At 33.0% G+C, this 19,166-nt stretch carries 15 protein-coding genes; 2 read left to right on the top strand and 13 right to left on the bottom strand.

All coding sequences use genetic code 11. The features are described 5' to 3' along the window. From LG651_RS03430 to LG651_RS03415, 4 genes are read right to left on the bottom strand one after another with little or no spacing between them, the layout of a single operon-like run. Nucleotides 1–1,083 (bottom strand): hypothetical protein, encoded by a 1,083-nt coding sequence (locus LG651_RS03430; RefSeq protein WP_226694752.1) that lies wholly within the window; start codon nt 1,081–1,083, stop codon nt 1–3. Nucleotides 1,084–1,095: 12 nt separating this feature from the next. Beyond that, entirely contained in the window at nt 1,096–2,784 is a 1,689-nt protein-coding gene (locus LG651_RS03425) for a DUF6909 family protein (RefSeq protein ID WP_226694751.1), read from the bottom strand. Nucleotides 2,785–2,823: 39 nt separating this feature from the next. Further along, nucleotides 2,824–4,317, bottom strand: coding sequence for a GH3 auxin-responsive promoter family protein (locus tag LG651_RS03420; protein WP_226694750.1), 1,494 nt, complete (start codon nt 4,315–4,317; stop codon nt 2,824–2,826). Next, on the bottom strand, nt 4,318–5,187 hold the full coding sequence (locus LG651_RS03415; protein ID WP_226694749.1) for a M23 family metallopeptidase: 870 nt from the start codon (nt 5,185–5,187) through the stop codon (nt 4,318–4,320). It lies immediately after the preceding gene. 158 nt (nt 5,188–5,345) lie between these two features. On the opposite strand from LG651_RS03415, the gene tatA reads away from it, so the two are divergent. Next, nucleotides 5,346–5,528, top strand: a complete 183-nt coding sequence (tatA, locus tag LG651_RS03410; protein WP_226694748.1) for a twin-arginine translocase TatA/TatE family subunit — start codon at nt 5,346–5,348, stop codon at nt 5,526–5,528. Nucleotides 5,529–5,596: 68 nt separating this feature from the next. Here tatA and LG651_RS03405 read toward each other — a convergent pair whose 3' ends face one another. From LG651_RS03405 to LG651_RS03390, 4 genes are all read right to left on the bottom strand, one after another. After that, complete coding sequence (locus tag LG651_RS03405) at nt 5,597–6,583, bottom strand: DUF4837 family protein (RefSeq protein ID WP_226694747.1); 987 nt, start codon at nt 6,581–6,583, stop codon at nt 5,597–5,599. Between the two features lie 23 nt (nt 6,584–6,606). Beyond that, complete coding sequence (locus tag LG651_RS03400; RefSeq protein WP_226695005.1) at nt 6,607–8,133, bottom strand: lytic transglycosylase domain-containing protein; 1,527 nt, start codon at nt 8,131–8,133, stop codon at nt 6,607–6,609. 161 nt (nt 8,134–8,294) lie between these two features. Next, the gene (locus tag LG651_RS03395; protein ID WP_226694746.1) at nt 8,295–9,482 is read right to left on the bottom strand and encodes a phosphoglycerate kinase; all 1,188 of its coding nucleotides are present in this window, start codon (nt 9,480–9,482) and stop codon (nt 8,295–8,297) included. Nucleotides 9,483–9,592: 110 nt separating this feature from the next. Beyond that, on the bottom strand, nt 9,593–10,303 hold the full coding sequence (locus LG651_RS03390; RefSeq protein ID WP_226694745.1) for a hypothetical protein: 711 nt from the start codon (nt 10,301–10,303) through the stop codon (nt 9,593–9,595). A gap of 269 nt (nt 10,304–10,572) precedes the next feature. On the opposite strand from LG651_RS03390, the gene LG651_RS03385 reads away from it, so the two are divergent. Beyond that, nucleotides 10,573–11,727 carry a DNA polymerase III subunit gene (locus LG651_RS03385; RefSeq protein ID WP_226694744.1) on the top strand — a complete coding sequence of 385 codons (1,155 nt, stop codon included), beginning with the start codon at nt 10,573–10,575 and terminating at the stop codon, nt 11,725–11,727. A gap of 257 nt (nt 11,728–11,984) precedes the next feature. On the opposite strand, the gene LG651_RS03380 is transcribed toward LG651_RS03385, so the two are convergent. The 5 genes from LG651_RS03380 to mnmG all read right to left on the bottom strand — a co-directional run bounded on the left by LG651_RS03380 (nt 11,985) and on the right by mnmG (nt 19,143). Further along, nucleotides 11,985–12,824, bottom strand: a complete 840-nt coding sequence (locus LG651_RS03380; RefSeq protein ID WP_226694743.1) for a DUF4249 domain-containing protein — start codon at nt 12,822–12,824, stop codon at nt 11,985–11,987. Between the two features lie 12 nt (nt 12,825–12,836). After that, entirely contained in the window at nt 12,837–15,212 is a 2,376-nt protein-coding gene (locus LG651_RS03375; RefSeq protein ID WP_226694742.1) for a TonB-dependent receptor, read from the bottom strand. Nucleotides 15,213–15,441: 229 nt separating this feature from the next. Then, on the bottom strand, nt 15,442–15,963 hold the full coding sequence (locus LG651_RS03370) for an OmpH family outer membrane protein (protein WP_226694741.1): 522 nt from the start codon (nt 15,961–15,963) through the stop codon (nt 15,442–15,444). A gap of 366 nt (nt 15,964–16,329) precedes the next feature. Beyond that, entirely contained in the window at nt 16,330–17,187 is an 858-nt protein-coding gene (locus LG651_RS03365; protein ID WP_226694740.1) for a class I SAM-dependent methyltransferase, read from the bottom strand. Between the two features lie 84 nt (nt 17,188–17,271). Continuing rightward, complete coding sequence (gene mnmG / locus LG651_RS03360) at nt 17,272–19,143, bottom strand: tRNA uridine-5-carboxymethylaminomethyl(34) synthesis enzyme MnmG (protein ID WP_226694739.1); 1,872 nt, start codon at nt 19,141–19,143, stop codon at nt 17,272–17,274. Nucleotides 19,144–19,166: the final 23 nt, after the last annotated feature.

The following is a 19,166-nucleotide window of genomic DNA, read 5'->3' as shown; positions in this document are numbered from 1 at the left end:
TTAATTTAATTGTAAATTTTTGCTTTCTGAATCTAGATATTTTTTTAAACCGAAAAGTAAGAAAAATATAAATGTTGCTCCAAAAAATATTATTGGTAGTGTAAATTTCTTCTTCTGATTCCAAACACTAATATCGTAACCAGATTTTGGAAAACCAGCAAGAATATTAACAACCTTTTGTTGTTCTACCTTATTTCGCATGATGTCTCTTTTTCTACTTTCAAGTAAAAGCCTCTTTTCTAATAATTTAGACTCATCAACGATTAAACTTGTTGACTCCTGATTGCCCATATATAAATTTGTACCAGAACCTGGGATAGGTTCTTTTCTAGATTCAGAAATCCTAATTTTTAAATATTCAGCCGCTAGAGAATCTGTTTTATTTATTTGCTCGTTTAAAGTTTCATATTCGGTATTAAAATTATCAATATTTACGTCTAAAATATCTTCTAAATACTGATTTTCAGCTAGTTCATCTCCAAAAGCTTTTTCTATTTTTTTGTACAAATATTTATCAGTAGAGGCAACCCCTATTCTATGAATGGAAAAATTATATGGTGTTAAAGACTCTTTGTACAATTGATAATTCATTTCAACTTTCGAAATAGAATCTAACTTCGTGTAAAACTCTGAATACATTTGGGCCATATTATTTTCATCCAAATCTGGTTCAATATAAAATCCTTTTAATTTGGCAGCTTCAGTTACAGAAATATTGAGAGCTTTTGCTAATTCTAAAGAATCCTTATCTACATTTGCTAGCTGATGAAATTGCTTTATGTTTTCGTAAACCTGTCTAGCAGATTGAAAATTTGTCTCAATATACATATTAGCACCATATAAATTATCTGATTTTGAATCAATTACAAAACCTAAAATTAACCCTAAAACTATTGCTCCAGCATACCAAACAAAACGTTTATATATATGAATTAATAATAAAAGTATAACCTTATATATACCTTTAAAAATACCAGCAATAAAATTTAAAAATTTATTGAAAGCATTGCCTATAATTTTAAACAACTGACCTAAATCTACTTCTTCAGATTTTTGCGATGATGGTTGTAAATCTTTACTCATTTTTGTTTTATATTAATTCAATATTTGTTTTAAAATTGTTCTTGTTATTAAATAAGTTGGTCTTACTCCAGAGGTTCCTAAACCTCCCGACGCTAATGTTGCTCCTGTTTCTAACGGATTATCGCTAGCATAATAAGCATAACGTACTTTAACATCTGGACCAATACTACCACGTACTTTTGCAGCGGCTTGAATCGCTTTTTGATAGTGTGCCCCTTCCATTTCTAGCCCAATAACTTGCCAAGTGGAGTTATAAAAAAACTTTAAAATATCTTTGTTTTGTAACGAGGTTCCTAAAACGGTAATCATAGAGCCTTCGTAAACATCGACGCCTTGACCTTCTAAATCTTCTTTTTTAAGTTCGTTTTCAAAAGGATAATTATCTGCTGTTCCTTCAAAAATATGTGCAAAAGGAATCATAATATCACCTTTACCACCTTCTAAAATACCTGCTTTTCCCATAATTGAAACGGAATCAACATTTAAATGTACCTTTTTCCCTTTGGCCTGGTATGGTTTTAAAAGCTCATCGATAGTTTCATAAGCCTGCTCACCAAACGCATAATCCATTACTAAAATTACAGGTTTGGTTTCTTTCAATACCTTTTCTGAAATATCTAAATCTATTTTTGAGGCATCGAGTTTTTCTGTGTCAAAAATTTGAACATCAATATTTGCTCCCGATTTATCATCAATATAAATCATGCCTTTTTGCAAGGCTTCTTTTGTTATTTTATTGCGTAAAGTGGCATTTTCACCTTTACTTAAAGCTTCATAAACTTGAAACGCATCTTTTTTATTAAACTCTGTTTTTAAAGCGCTGAATGCGAAAAGTGTATTCATTACGCTATGCATATTTGCACTAATTATATGTATTGGCCTATTTAATAACCCGTTTTTATAAAGTGTTTCTTTTACTGTATCTGCCCAAATTTCTCCATGAATATGATGCCCAATACGTTCTCTAAGCACTGGAGTAAAAGTAACGGTGCGCTTTTTATTATTTACTTGTTCTTCAATAGCTAATTTACCCAGCCAATAAACAATATGTAATAATCTTTCTGGTTGTTTTTGTGTAGCAAAACTATTATAAACTGTTGTAATCTCTCTAAAAGTTCTACCTAAAATATTAGCCGTGTGTGTTATTGCTATTTCTCGCTCTTCTTGACTTAATTTCTTTTTACTTAAAACAGCATTTTCAAGCTTTTCCCAATCTCTTGTGGTTAATCCTTCTTCGTTAATTAAAACGCGATTACTTATTTTATGAGATTCAATAAATAAAAAAGTAAGGTGCGTTAAAATGTCATAAATTTCTGAACGCCCTCGAGTAATCTCAATATTCATTTGCTCATTATCGATGCGATAACAATTTCGGCGTCGTTTTTCGGGAATTATAGCTTTAAAATGTGAGTTCGAGTAACCCTCATCGCTAGTTAGATTTATAAACGAACATTCTTCAATGCCAGAGGGAAGCCTATCAATTACATATAGCAATCCTTCTAATTCGGCTTTTTCATCTGCTACAGACCCATAAATTTCTGGGCGTAAAGACAATAATGCTTGCCTTAAAGTTTCACCAGAAATGCCCATTGGTTTATAAAAACCGCGATTAAACAGGTGACGCATGGTAATATACATACGTTCTATAGCGTTAGAGCTTTCCTGTGCTCTTGTTCTTCCTTGATGCTTTTTACTATCCATATTAAGATTTAGTAGGATACAAATATAGTACTATTTAACTTAATTGATTTGAGTAAATTGGTCTACAATTTTTCTGTCGTTTGCCAGTCGTGGTATCTTGTTTTGCCCACCTAATTTGCCTATAGATTTCATATACTCTTGAAAACCGTTCTTTTTTACCGTAGTAATTTTTAATGTTTGTAATACTTTACCTTGAATTAAATCGAAATAATAAGTATTTTGTTTTTGCAGCGATTCGTCTATTTTTTTTGCTAACTCTATTAAATTATCGGGTCCATTCTCAAACTCTACAAACCATTCGTGGTAAGGCAAGCCTTGATCGGGATTAATTTGAGGAGCTACGGTAAACTCTGAAACTTGAATGCTTGTTCCGGCAATAGCATCTTGCATAGCTTGCTCTACTTCTTTGCCAATAACATGCTCGCCAAAGGCCGAAATAAAATGTTTTATTCTACCTGAAACAATTACACGATATGGTTTTATAGAAGTAAATTGTACTGTATCTCCAATATTATAGGCCCACAAACCTGCATTGGTTGAAATTAACATAACATAATTTACACCAATAACTACGTCTTTAATTGTAATTCGTTTTGGGCTTTCTGTAAAAAATTCATCGGCTTTAATAAACTCGTAAAATATGCCCGAATTTAATTGAAGCAACATGCCTTTTTCGTTTTGTTTATCTTGAAAAGCAAAAAAGCCTTCGCTTGCGGGATACAGCTCAATACTATCAACTTTTCTGCCTATAAGCTTTTCGAATTTGGCTCGATACGGTTCGTAATTTACACCACCAAAAATAAACAGGTTAAAGTTTTTAAACACATCACCAACTGGTTTACCTGTTTTGGCTTTAATTTTTTCGAAATACATTTGTACCCACGACGGAATTCCAGAAATTACAGTCATGTTTTCTGGTAACGTTTCTTCAACAATAGCATCTACCTTTGTTTCCCAATCGTCTATACAATTTGTTTCCCACGATGGCAATCTGTTTTTTTGCAGATATTTAGGCACATAATGCGCTACAATACCAGATAAACGCCCTAACTGAATGCCGTTTTGTTCTTTTAAAATGGGACTACCTTGTAAAAAAATCATTTTACCATTTACAAACTTGGTATTACCCGTTTCTTTAATATACATTAAAATAGCATTTCTCGCTGCTTCAACATGTGTTGGCATGCTTTCTTTGGTAATTGGAATAAACTTCGATCCTGAGGTAGTTCCTGAAGTTTTTGCAAAATAAATAGGTTTTCCTTCCCACAAAACATTGGGTTCGCCAGCTACCATGCGTTCTACATAAGATTTTAACCCTTCGTAGTCTCGAACTGGAACACGCTTTACAAAATCGGCATGATTATTTATGCTTACAAAATCGTGATCTTGCCCAAATACAGTTTTAGTTGCCGTGGCAATAAGTTCTTGAAACACTTTTTCTTGTGTTTCAATGGGTTTATTTGCCCATTTTTGAATGTTTTTATATACACGTTTTGCAAAAGGTTTTGCTAACGCCGATTTTAATGAAATCATTTATTTAAAATCTATAAAGTTTGTTGGGTTAATTGGGTAGCCATCGTTCCATAACTCGAAATGCAAATGCGGACCAGTGCTTAATTCGCCAGTATTTCCTGCGGTTGCTATTACTTCTCCTGCTTTTACTAAATCGCCTTGAGATTTCGTTAAAGAACCATTGTGTTTATAAATTGATATTAAACCATGGCTATGCTCTAAAATTATAACGTGCCCCGTATTGGCTGTCCATTCTGCAAAAATTACAATGCCATCGGCAGTGGCTTTTACAGGTGTGTCTTTTGCAACTACAATATCTACGGCATAATGTTTTTCTTTAGCATTGTAGGCTGAACTAATTGTGCCATTTACCGGTGGAAATAATACAAAGTTTGTTGCTGATATAGCTGATTCGAACAAGTTATACTTATCTTCTTTATCTACTTTTTCGCGTAATAAGGAATCTTCGGCATTTGGGTTTAAATCCACTTCGCTTGCTTCAATTTTTATGGCTTCAACAATGGAATCTTTATTAAAATCTTCGGCACTTATATCGCCTTTTAATACTTTTTTTATTGATGCATAATACGTTTCGTTCATAGCAATAACTTGCTGTAACGAATCTGTTTTATAGTTTAATTCTGTAGCTTTCTTTTTTAAAGCCGTAGAAGAATACCCAGGAATATATTCGCGCAATGGCGTAAAGGCAATTATTAAATACGTTAATGAAATTAAAAAAAATGCAATTAACGACCCCAAAACAAACACATTTAAGCGCGTAATTTTAAATGATAAACGTTCTTCGAAAGTTACTTCGTTAAGTATTAGCAAGCGATACTTATCGACTAATTTCTTTTTAATTTTTTTTGGTTTCTTTTTTTTAGTTGCCATAATCAAACAAAAATAAATAGAATTTATTTAATCTGTTACTCTTTTTGCTAAACTATAACGTTAGAAAATGGTTTTGAATATAACGTAATGCTAAAATTAGGTTTAAACCAACTTTATTAAAGTTTAATTAGTAACTTTGTGGTTTAAAATTTAATATTATGAGCTTATATATTTTACCCTTAGCAATTGGTCCTTGGCAAATTGCTTTAATTGTGGTAGTTGTTTTATTATTATTTGGAGGTAAAAAAATACCTGAATTAATGCGAGGACTTGGTAGCGGCATAAAGGAATTTAAAGATGCTAGCAAAGAAGATGAAGCTGATACTTCGAAAAAAGAATAAATTTATTTTATACCAATAACAAAAAACCAGCAAATTTGCTGGTTTTTTTGTTTGTGTTTTTTAGAAACTTATCGTTTTATTTTAACCGATTTAATAATAGATTCGAGTTCTAAAACGTAATTTCGTTTTTCTACCGATGGAGCGAAGGCAAAACCTTCAATAACCACCCAACGATTATTTACTTTATCTTCTATAGCATAATTAATAAATGGTCCTCCCATAAACGCATTTTTTACATCCCAAATACCTTTGGTTTCTAAAGTTGGTTTATTGTCTAGAATAGTTTCTCCGTGAAATGGTGTGTATGCATCTTCTGTGGCTAAATACGAACCTTCTACGGGACCTTCTATATATTGCTTTCCAATAGAATCTCTAATGGCAATTATTTGGTTAACTACACTATCGGTTTGTTTAATCGCATCGTATGGCAACTCGTAAAGCAACAAATTTGTTGTTCCTGTAGTGATATCTTTTCTAATCCAGAAAAAATTATCAGCTTCTTTTGCAATTCTATAAATAGACGAAAACTCTAAAGTTAAACCTAATTTTTCCTCAATCGACTTATAACTATGTGGCGATTTTGCCATTTGTCTGGCGCGTTCGGCAAGCTCCATATTATGAAAAACATCAACAATTTTCACTTCATTTTCTAAAATTAAATCAATAATTTCTTGTTTTGTTTTTCCAGATACAACAATTACTTTTTGTGGTTTAGCATATACATCTTCTAAAACTTTTAGGCCAGCATCTTTACCTGTTTCTATTTTTAAAACTGTTCTGTTTTTGGTTACGAATCCCGAAAAAACAGCGGGTGGAATTTGGCTAATAGTAAACGTTGGTTCGTCTTGTGGCAAACCGTAAATTGGTTTTGTAAGCACGCTTTTTATGGCTTCACCAACGCTTCCAGCCCACAAATCGTTTTCTATAACCACCGAAACATTATTAATAGCTCCCGTGGCATCGGCGATATAAATATCATTATCTGATTTCTTTTTATTTCCGCATGACACTAAAAAAAGTAATGTAAATGCTGATAAAATAATGTAACGTATCATTGTTTTTTAATTTTTAAAAGAAGTTAGCTCTTAGCAATTTTAAGCTTCATTCCTGGTTTTAGTTTACTACCACTAATACCGTTCCAATCTTTTATATTTTGAATAGAAACTCCAGGAAATTTTTGTGAAATACTCCAAAGCGAATCACCAGATTGCACGGTATAAATGGTTACTTCACCCGAAATAGGTTTTGGTTTTATAGTTTGTGTTGTATTTGAAGCTGTTTTTTGCTGCGTTGAAACATGTGGTTTTCTAGGATAAATAGTTAAACGCTGCCCAATACTTAAATCGTTATTTCGTAAACCATTCCAGCGCTTAATATCGCTTACACGAACACCATACATTCTTGATATTTTACCTAAATAATCGCCTGATTTTACACGATACCTAATTTTCTCATCGGCATTAAAAAATTGAGGTAAAGGCTTTTCGCGTTTATTAAACTCGGCTCTAGCAAATGCATAAATAGAATCTTCGTTGTTTACAAAAGCACCAACAACATCGCGAGGTAATCGTAAGGTATAGTTTTCCTCTTTAATAAATGGAATAATATCTAATTTATAAGACGGATTTAAAAATTGAAGTTCTTCGATTGGAGTTCCAGTGACTTCTGAAACCTGATCGAGCGTTATCATTTCTTTTACTCGAACGGTATCGGTTTCAAAATAGGCTAATTCTGGTTTTATTTTTTTAAAACCGTGCTCTTCGGCATATTCAAAAATATACATATTAGCTAAAAATGCTGGTAAATAACCTGCTGTTTCTCTTGGTAAATTATGCCTAATATTCCAATAATTTTGATAACCTCCAGAACGGCGAATGGCTTTCGATACATTTCCTGGTCCAGAATTATAAGCTGCCAATGCCAAATCCCAATCGCCAAAAATACCGTACAATTTTGCTAAATATTTTGCTGCTGCTTCGGTAGATTTTATGGGATCGCTACGCTCATCGACATAACTGCTTACGTCGAGTCCGTACATTTTACCAGTGCTAAACATAAACTGCCATAAACCAGTTGCTCCTACTCTAGATCTTGCTCTTGGTTTTAAAGCAGACTCTACTATTGCTAGATATTTAACCTCTAACGGAATGTCGTACAAATCAAGCTCGCGCTCGAACATTGGGAAATAATACGCGCTTAAACTAATAAGTTTTTGAATGGAGTTTCTTCGATATTTTAAATAAGATTTAATTACACTTTCTAACGATGGGTTGTACTCCACATTAAACGGTGTTCTAGCATCGAGTTTTTTTAATCGTGCTTTTAAAGTATCGGTAGATAACTCTGGGAAATCAATCCCTTTAAAATCCAGTTCGGTAACCGATTTGTAAATGGTATCGAACAAGGCATTACTATACAATTCTTCGAGCCACTTTTCGTCTATTTGTGCTGCAAATTCATTATCAACAAACCCTTTTAATTGAGTGGAATCGGGTTGCACTTCTATCGTTTTTATGGTGTTATTACTTCCATCAATAATAGAATCGGTAGTTTGAGAAAACCCTAAACCACACACAAACAACGCAATATAAAAACGAATAGCCATAAAATCGAGTAACATGTTAATCAACGACATTATGGCTAAATTCGTATTTTTTAAGGGAATTAAAAAACTAAAGTTTAGTTTTTTGTGTTTGATTGGTAACTAATTGAATTATAACGTTTCTAAAAACACTTATACCCTTTATGCTTTTTTTGAATGGAATTTTATTCTAAAATTGCTGCAATTCCTGGTAATGTTTTTCCTTCTAAGCTTTCAAGCATAGCGCCACCACCGGTACTTACATAACTCACTTTATCATCGAAACCAAATTGCTTAACCGCAGCCACAGAATCGCCACCGCCAACAAGTGAGAACGCCCCATTTTTAGTGGCTTCGGCAATAGAATTTCCTAACTCGATGGTACCACCTGCAAAACTTTCCATTTCAAAAACACCAAGAGGGCCATTCCATAAAATTGTTTTACATTGCATAACTACATCGTGGAAAATCTCTCTCGATTTTGGTCCAGCATCAACACCTTCCCATCCATCTGGAATAGCATTAATATCAACCGTTTGTGTATTCGCGTCGTTGCTAAAATCGTCGGCAGCAATAGTATCAACAGGAATGTGTACTTTTACGTTCTTAGCTTCTGCTTGCTTTAAAATTTCTAAAGCCAACTCCATTTTATCGTCTTCACAAATAGAATTTCCTATTTTTCCTCCTTGAGCTTTAACAAAAGTAAAGGCCATACCACCACCAATTATTAAATGATCTACGGCATCTAAAATATTCTCGATAATGGTGATTTTAGACGATACTTTGGCACCTCCTAAAATACCTAAAACTGGTTTTTCGCCTGTTTCTAATACTTTTTTAATACTTTCAATTTCTTGAGCTAATAAACTACCGAAACATTTTTTATTTTCAAAAAACTGAGCCACAATAGTGGTTGATGCATGAGCACGGTGCGCGGTACCGAAAGCATCATTTACATAAATGTCTCCTAACTTAGCTAGTTGTTCTGCAAATGCTTTATCTCCAGCGGTTTCTTCTGCATGAAAACGTAAATTTTCTAACAATAAAATTTGTCCTGGTTGTAATTTTGCAGCAGCTTCTTCGGCAGTTTCACCAACACAAGCGTTAACAAAAGTAACTTCTACTCCTATAATATCTTTAACCGTATCGACTATGTGGCCTAACGAAAACTCATCTTGAACACCTTTTGGTCTTCCTAAATGCGACATTAAAATACAGCTACCACCATCTTCTAAAATTTTAATAATTGTAGGTTTTGCCGAAACAATTCTTGTAGAATCTGTTACCTCAAATTTATCGTTTAGTGGCACGTTAAAATCTACACGAATAAGTGCTTTTTTATTTTCGAAATTAAAATCGTTAATCGTTTTCATTGTTATGTATTTACTTTTTAGTCCTACAAATGTAACTAATAAATACCCTAATTAAAATGCGATTTTGTACGAAAACGATATAGCTAATAATTTAATTTGGTTTTTTTAAATTAAGAAGCCTTTTTTAATGTAACCTTAGCCGCTTTTTTTCTTTTTGACTTTGGTTGCTTTTTAGATATGGGTTGCTTTGGCTTTGATGCTTTTTTAATCAGTCTTTTTGATTTCTTTTTTATTGTTTTTTTCTTTTTAACATTTGATTTTGCAGTTTGCTTTTGTTTTTTAGCTAATGTTTTAGCCTTTTTGGCTTTTAACTTAGCCTTCTCTTTTTGCTTTTTTACCTTTAGCTTTGCCAGTTTCTTGGCTTTCTCCTTTGCCGCTTGTTTTTGCTTTTTAGCTAATGCTTTAGCCTTTTTGGCTTTTAACTTAGCCTTCTCTTTTTGCTTTTTTGCCTTTAGCTTGGCTAGTTTCTTGGCTTTCTCCTTTGCCGCTTGCTTTTGCTTTTTAGCTAATGCTTTAGCTTTTTTGGCTTTTAACTTGGCCTTCTCTTTTTGCTTTTTTGCCTTTAGCTTGGCTAGTTTCTTAGCTTTCTCCTTTGCCGCTTGTTTCTGTTTTTTAGCTAATGCTTTAGCCTTTTTGGCTTTTAACTTGGCCTGTTCTTTCTGCTTTTTTGCCTTTAGCTTGGCTAGTTTCTTGGCTTTCTCCTTTGCCGCTTGCTTTTGCTTTTTAGTTAATGCTTTAGCTTTTTTAACCTTTAATTTAGTTAGTTTCTTTTCTTCATCTTTTTTTAATTTCTTTTTTGAAACTTTAATTTTTATAGCCATGTCTTATTGTTTTTGTTTGTTAATTTAATGTAAAATTAATGTTAATAAAATTAAGTAAAATTTCATATTAAAAAGGCTAAGGAACTAAATCTAGCGATAAATTATTAACAATACACATATAAAACCCTTATTACTAGTGAAATAACAATGTTAATAAATTGTTACCAAAAATTAAACAAAAACTATTGACACTGAACTAATTAGGCTTTTTAACTAAAAAAATCTCTTAATTCATTTTTTAAAAGCTTAACAAAAATGTAGGTTTGCCTATGCTATTTAATGACGTTATAGGACAAGAACACATAAAAAAGCACTTGACACAAAGTGCCGATAATGGCCGTATACCACATGCGCAACTTTTTGTTGGTAACGAAGGTTGTGGCACTTTACCCATAGCTTTAGCTTATGCTCAATATATACTTTGCAATAATAGCAATGGCGAAAATAGTGGAGGAAATGACGCTTGTAACCTAAAATTTAAGAATTTTTCGCATCCCGATTTGCACTTTGCATTTCCTGTAACTACCAGCGATAAAGTAAAAAAACACCCTGTTTCTAGTCATTATTTAGAAGAATGGCGCCAACTTTTAACCGAACAACCTTACGGAAATTTATTCGACTGGTATAAACTACTTGGTGTTGATAATAAACAAGGCCAAATTGGTGTTGATGAAGCTCAAGATATAGTAAAATCGTTGTCGTTAAAAGCCTACGAAGGTGGTTATAAAATTCTTTTAGTTTGGATGGCTGAAAAAATGAATACTGCCGCGGCAAACAAACTTTTAAAACTAATTGAAGAACCGCCTGCAAAAACAATATTTTTATTAATTGCAGAAGACGAAGAACAGATTATTAATACTATTCGTTCACGCTGTCAAGTATTACACTTTCCGCCGTTAGCCGAAAACGACGTAAAAGAGGCTTTAATTAAACAATTTAATATCGCTGAAGCTGATGCCACCAAAATTGCACATCAAGCTAATGGCAACTATAATAAAGCTTGCGATTTAGTATATAGTGATAGTGAAGATTTGCAATTTGAAAAATGGTTTGTGTTTTGGGTACGAACAGCCTTTAAAGCAAAAGGAAACAAAGCAGCCATACATGATTTAATTTCTTGGAGCGAAGAGGTCGCTAAAACTGGCAGAGAAACCCAAAAACAGTTTTTAAACTTTTGTTTAGACTTTTTTAGGCAAGCCTTACTACTAAACTATAACGCCAACGATTTGGTGTTTTTTGAACCTAAAAGCGAAGCTTTTAATTTGGCTAAATTTGCCCCGTTTATTCATGGCAATAACATTATGGATATAAGCAACGAACTCCAAGATGCTATTTACCATATTGAACGCAACGGTAACTCGAAAATTATTCTTACCGATTTGAGTATAAAACTCACGCGTTTATTGCATAAAAAGGAAAATTAGAGGTTGATTGCCAAGAATTTATGAGTACATTTTTTTCAAAACACTTCGCTTAAAAATATCGATATCAATACATTATTTGTTTTACTTTATTTGAGTCAAATAAGTTAACATCTTTCTACTGCGCTCAATATGAGGATGCCTGTTCTCTTGAAATTTTGGATCAAACCTAACGCTAAGCAGGCTCTTAATTGATTTATAAAAAAAGACCTGTTGGGTTTTTGAAACCTAACAGGTCTAGATATTTTAAAGCTTATATTTTACTCAAACGTATACGATACCACATCAACTTCGGTGACTCTAAAATACCCAAAAGCATAATTTTCAGGGTTTGTTGGGTTTATACAATTGCCCTTTATTAATGCAGCATTCGATGCAAAAGGATTGCCTGAATTATAATATTGCTCGATTAAAAGCCTCATAAAACTATAGTATTGCTCCGAAATACCGTATAATTTAACTTCAACCGTATCACCAGCTTCAAATGGCGACATATTAGTGTCTTCATCTTCTTCTTTTTCAAAAAAATAATATACTTCATTCCCATTAACAAACTCATCCGATACATCAGCGAAAAATGGAAACATATCCCCTATTTCGTAAAAACTGATTAAATAATAGTTTTCTTCATCGATTGGATCATCAAAATAAATATTTACTTCAGGTAATTCATCATCAAAACCACCTTCAATACTTTCATTTATTTCCTTAATACTTGTCGATGCTATTAAGGTTTCTGTAGCTTGGTATGTTTCACCATTATAAACCACTGTTAATTGGTAGGTGTCTCCAATAATTGGTTCGAAATTATTTATAGAATACGTGCCGTTATTTTCATCTGTAAACGAAAAAATAGTATTATTATTCATATTCGTAACCGTTACTAATGCACCTGTTACACTGGTGTCTGTATCGGTACTAAAATAAGGAGAAGACATACTTAATTTTATGGTTTGTTCACTTCCAGTTGTACCTTTTTCCCAATCTAGAGAAGCTTCAATTACCAATCGCGGTTCTGCCGTATTTACATCAACATCAATAACATCTTCACAAGAAGAAAATATTAAGCTTAAAGCGATAAAAATGAGTGATCTATACATCTTTTTCATGATTTAAAATTTGAAGTTGTAGGTTACTGAAGGGATTCGGCCGAAAATAGAAATTCTAGAAGCCTCGTTAAGTCCTGTTTGGTTGTTTTGACTAAAGCTAACCGAAGCGGCATTGCGCCTATCGTACAAGTTGTAAATACCAAACACCCACTCACCTTTCCAACGTTTATCGGCTTTTCTTTTTGGTGTTAAAGTAGCCGAAATATCGAGCCTGTGATAAGTTGGTAATCGGTTTTCGTTACGATTAGCATATGTAGCAATAGACAGACCTTCGTAATTATATTGTCCGTTAGGATAGGTTACTGGACGGCCGGTTTGAAATACAAAATTACTACTAAATCGCCATTTATCGTTTAATTTATATGAGCCGGTTAACGATATATCGTGAGTTCTATCATAATACGTATTATACCAATTACCGTTATTAATCCCTGGTCCTCCAGCATTTCCTCCAAGCGCTCGCTGTTCGGATTTTGATAAGGTGTACGCCAACCAACCGGTAAAAGCACCTTTATTTTTACGGAAAAGCAACTCTAAACCATACGATCTGGCTTCACCACTTAATATTTCGGTTTCAATATTATTATTTCCTATTAAATCTGATCCATCAATGTAATCAATTCTATTATCAACCTCTTTAAAGTAGGTTTCTAACTCAAGAGTAAAGGTGTTTTCATTAAAATTTTTGTAATAACCTAAAGCGTATTGATTAGATAATTGCGGCTTAATATACTGCCCGCTTGGTGTCCAAACATCTAAAGGCGTAACAGAAGATGTGTTGGAAAGCAGATGTAAATACTGTGCAGATCTGGTATAACTGGCTTTTAAAGAAGATAATTTATTTAATTGATAAGATATACCAAAACGAGGCTCTAAATTAGCAAAAGATTTTATGGTTTCACTCTTACTATATGTAGTTTCGCTTTCGGCTTCACCGCGCTCGTAAATGCCTAATTCGCTATTATAAACAACTGGCTGATTGTTTAGGTAATTAGTCATGGTTTGCCCGCCAAGTCTGGAAAAAGAACTCAATCGTAACCCGTAATTTAAAGCTAATTTTTCGGTAATTTTATGTTCTGCACTCGCGTAAATAGCACCTTCAAATGCCCGTTTTTCATCTAATTTTAAAGCGTTTATCGAGGATGTCTCGGTAGATGGCCGAATTTCTCCTGGATTTACATTATAAGTTAGTGCACTTACACCAAAATCGAATGTTAAATCATTATTTACAAAATAACCTAAATCGTATTTAATGTTGTAGTTAACTATATCTGCTTCCCAATCGAGCTCAATAAAATCGAGCACAATATTGTAGTCGTATTTACTGTAAATAAAAGATAAATTTGAGAATAATTTATCGCTTATAACGTGGTTCCAACGTAAGTTTCCCGTGGCATTGCCATAGGTGTTTTCAATTAAACTCGATAAGTTAAACACATCGCGACCAAAATAACCAGACAAATACAGTTTGTTTTTTTCATTAAGTTCGAAATTGGTTTTTAAATTTAAATCGTAAAACGAAATTTTATCATCTTTAACCTCTTCAATAAAAGGCATAAATAAATGTGCATAAGACGCTCTTCCAGATATTAAAAATGAACCTTTATCCTTAAAAATTGGCGATTCTGCGGTTAAACGGCTAGATATTAAACCAACACCACCGTTAAGCTCAAACTCTTTATTATTTCCATCTTTTTGCCGAACATCGAGAACAGAAGACACACGACCTCCAAATTTAGCAGGAATATCGCCTTTATAAAGCTTTATATTTTTTATAGCATCGGTGTTAAACACAGAAAAGAATCCAAAAAAATGCGAGGTATTATAAATTATAGCTTCATCTAACAGTACTAAGTTTTGGTCTGCCGCTCCACCTCGAACATGAAATCCTGCCGAACCTTCGCCGTTACTCGTTACACCAGGTAGCATTTGTATAGATTTTATAACATCTACTTCGCCTAAAACGGCTGGCATTTCCTTAATAGTTTGAGCGTTTAATTTAGACACACTCATTTGTGGCTTTTTAATGTTTACCACCTCGCTTTCTTCTGCAATTATTACAACTTCATCTAAAGAAGTGGCCGATTCTTGTAGTTCGAAATCCAGTTTTTTATCTGCATATAGTTGTATATTTTGAGAAAATGTTTGGTAACCCACATACGAAATTACTAACGCATAATCTCCTTCTGGGGCCGTTAACGAGAAAAAGCCATACTCGTTAGTTGTAGCGCCAAAATTGGTGTTTTTTAAGTAAACTGTTGCTCCCAAAAGGGTTTCCCCGTTATTCGCATCGGTTATGGTCCCGCTGATACTAAATTTTTCTTGTGACAAGCACGTAAAACTCGTAAACAAGACAATAATTAAAGTTAAATGTTTCATTAATAACTGTTCTTATTTTGATTTGATAAAGTTAGGCTATGTTTAATAAATAAAACAACATTTACATTTATGTATTTATTAACGATAAAACATAAAAAACATTGGTAAACATTTAATAAAGACGACCGAAACCTCAATTTTGTTACATCTAATCTTAAAAAAAAGCGCATAAAAAAAGCCAAAAGCTATTAACTTTTGGCTCGATATTTAAAAACATTAAATCTTAAAATTACTCTTCCGATTTATAAGAATCGTTAAGTGCATTTAAAATTGTTTCGGTTAAATCGTTTTCTTCTGAACCATACATAACTGTTGCTGCAGCATCGCTAGTTCCTAAAATATAAGTGTAACCATTTGCTTTACCATAATCTTTAACAAAGTCTTTTACTTTTCCAATAACAGAATCAATTTCTGCTTGAAATTCTTGTGTTAACTGTTGCTGCTCTATTTGCATTTGTTGCTGTAAAACTTGTTGCTTTTGTTGCAAACCTGCCATTAATTCTTGTGCCTTGCGTTGCGACGATTTTTGAGCTGTTGCTTGTGTAGATTGTACTTCGGCTTGAAATGCTTGCCCAATACTATCTGCTTTTTTTCTAAAAGCCTCATCTTTTAATTGAAACTTAGCTTCAACATCTTTTTTCTCTTGATATTCGTTAATAACTTCTCCGTTATCAACAAAAGCGATTTTCTTTTCCTCCTGGCAAGACGTTAAAGCCAAAACTGTAAAAGCAGTAAAAATTAATTTTTTCATGGTTTTATGAAAATTAGTTAGATCTATTTTTTAATTGAAACAAATGTAATAAAGTAAGTTTTAGAATAACCGAAATTTATTTTGTTTTTAACAAATAAAGAAAACTTATAACACAAATCACTAAAAATAAGATTCCTTTATAAAAAACAACTCATTTTAAAGCGTTTTAAGCAACTTTTACAAAAAAGACATATAACCAACTACCGACCCTAAAATTGATTTAAAATTTATTCTTAAAATAAATATTTTGGTTTTTTTCACTCAAAAAACACCTAAAAATTCCTAAAAAAAGGATTATTGAAAAAATAAATAAAAGATTGCGTGTTTTTAAATATTGTAAAATTTCAAAAACCCAATTATCGCTATTTATTTTTTTACGACATAAATTAAAGAAGATGTTTCTTTTGAAGCTAATGCTTTTACATTTGAAAGTAAGCCAATAAAAAATCCTTTTATAAAATTCATTTTACCTGTTTTATATTTTTCTGAAAGCAGACTTACATAAAACGCATCGAACCACATGGGTTTAATTTTATTTAAACTAAAACCATAACCTTCCACTAAATTTTTAATTGAAGATTTATTAAAATGCCAAAGATGTCTTGGGACATCGTAGGCAGCCCAAAAACTTTTGTAATGTTTAGCATCGTAACTTTTATAATTTGGCACTGCAATTATTAAAACACCATTGGGTTTTAATAGTTTTTTAAACAATTCTATATGTTCTTCGAGGTTTGGTAAATGTTCTAGAACATGCCAAAGCGTAATTACATTAAACGAAGCTTCTTGAAATTCTTTAAGTTTTTCAATATTAAAAACCGCGTTGTTTGTTTTTTTATTAGCAATATTTCTTGCTTGTGCGTTCGGCTCTACTCCATTTACCTGCCAACCGTTTTTTATTGCAGCGTTTAAAAAATCTCCCGTACCACAGCCAACATCTAATAAATTTTTATCTGCAGACACATGGTTATTTATTAAACTCAACTTTTTGTTTAAAGCATAAACACGAACTAAATGATATACTTTTTCAAAAAGATTTCGTTTAGCATCGGTATGCGAAATATAATCTTCGCTTTTATAATATTCCGGAAGTTTTTCTTTTGAAGGTTGCGGATGTGTTTCTAAAAAACCATAGGTTTCGTTTTCTAACAATTCGAAATCTTCGCCAGAAACTGAATAATCTTTTACTTTTAAAATGATATTTTTCGACTGTTTTAGTGCCACGAATTCATGAATATTATTAAAAAATTGATTGTTTTTAGATATTTTAACCCTGTTCCACGTGGAACACTTTTACTAATTTTTAAATTATCTACCCATATAAACCAATAAAACAGAAATATCGTTCGGTGAAACACCACTAATTCTTGATGCTTGAGAAACCGTAGTTGGCTGAATTTTTTTCAACTTTTCACGCGCTTCAAAACTCATCGATTTAATTTTAGAATAATCGAAATCAGCCGGAATTTTTACATATTCCAATCGACTTAACTTATCGGCATTAGTTTTTTCTTTCGCGATATAGCCAGAATACTTAACTTGAATTTCCGTTTGCTCAATTACTTCACGATCTAGGTTATTTTCTTGAATATAATCTTCAACACTTTTCACTTTTCTAACATCATCCATATCAATATTAGGACGAGCAAATATTTTAAATAATTTACCCGATTGATTAACAGGAGAAGAATTTTTAGACTCTAAAATCGGATTAATTTCTTCGGGTTTTACACTTGTGCTTTCGAAAAATGAAACAAATTCTTTAGCCGATTCATGCTTTTGCTCCATGCGTTTTAATCGCTTTTCAGAAGCCAAACCTAACTCATACCCTTTAGGTGTTAAACGCAAATCTGCATTATCTTGACGCAGTAACGTTCTATATTCTGCACGCGACGTAAACATTCTATATGGCTCTTCGGTGCCTTTTGTAATTAAGTCATCAATTAGAACTCCAATATAAGCTTCATCCCTTTTCAACATAAAAGGATCTTTTTCTTGAACTTTTAAGCTCGCATTTATACCAGCCATCAAACCTTGAGAAGCCGCCTCTTCGTAACCCGTTGTTCCATTTATTTGACCAGCAAAATACAATCCACTAACCAATTTAGTTTCTAGAGTATGCTTTAATTGTGTTGGCGGAAAATAATCGTATTCAATTGCATAACCAGGACGGAAAAACTTAACATTTTCGAATCCAACAACAGAACGCAAAGCCTTAAACTGAACATCTTCTGGCAACGACGTAGAGAAACCATTTATATAATATTCCACGGTATTCCAACCTTCTGGTTCAACAAAAAGCTGATGACGATCTTTATCTGCAAAACGATTAATTTTATCTTCAATAGATGGACAATAACGCGGCCCTAAGCTTTTAATTCTACCATTAAACATTGGCGATCTATCAAAACCCTCGCGAAGCAAATCGTGCACCAAAGCACTTGTATACGACATGTGACAAGAACGTTGTTCTTTCAATGGTTTTGTAGTATCTAAATATGAAAATTTTTCAGGGTTTTCATCACCAGGCTGCTCAATCATTTTAGAAAAATCTAAACTTCTACCATCAACCCTTGGCGGTGTTCCTGTTTTCATTCTACCAGAATCGAAACCTAAATCAACCAGTTGTTCTGTAATTCCAGTTGCCGCTTTTTCACCAGCTCTACCTCCACCAAAATTTTTGTCTCCAATATGAATTAGGCCATTTAAAAAAGTACCGTTTGTTAATACTACAGATTTACCACGAACCTCAACACCTAAAGATGTTTTTACCCCAACCACTTTGTCGCCTTCAATAAGTAAACCAGAAACCATTTCCTGATAGAAATCTAAGTTCTTGGTTTGCTCTAAAAGCATTCTCCAATCTTCAGCAAAACGCATTCTGTCACTCTGCACTCTCGGACTCCACATTGCTGGTCCTTTAGACTTATTAAGCATTTTAAATTGGATAGCAGACGTATCTGAAACAATACCACTATAACCTCCAAGCGCATCAATTTCACGGACAATTTGCCCTTTAGCAATACCACCCATAGCAGGATTGCAAGACATTTGAGCGATGTTTTGAAGATTCATAGTAACCAGCAACGTTTTACTTCCCATGTTGGCAGCAGCAGCAGCAGCTTCGCTACCAGCATGTCCTGCACCTACAACAATAACATCATATACTTCGTTAAACATATCGTGGAAATTTGAAGTGTTCC

The organism is Neotamlana sargassicola, assembly GCF_020523965.1.
Classification (GTDB): domain Bacteria; phylum Bacteroidota; class Bacteroidia; order Flavobacteriales; family Flavobacteriaceae; genus Neotamlana; species Neotamlana sargassicola.
Note: the sequence above shows the minus strand (reverse complement) of the source record. Positions and strands in the feature narration are given on the sequence as shown.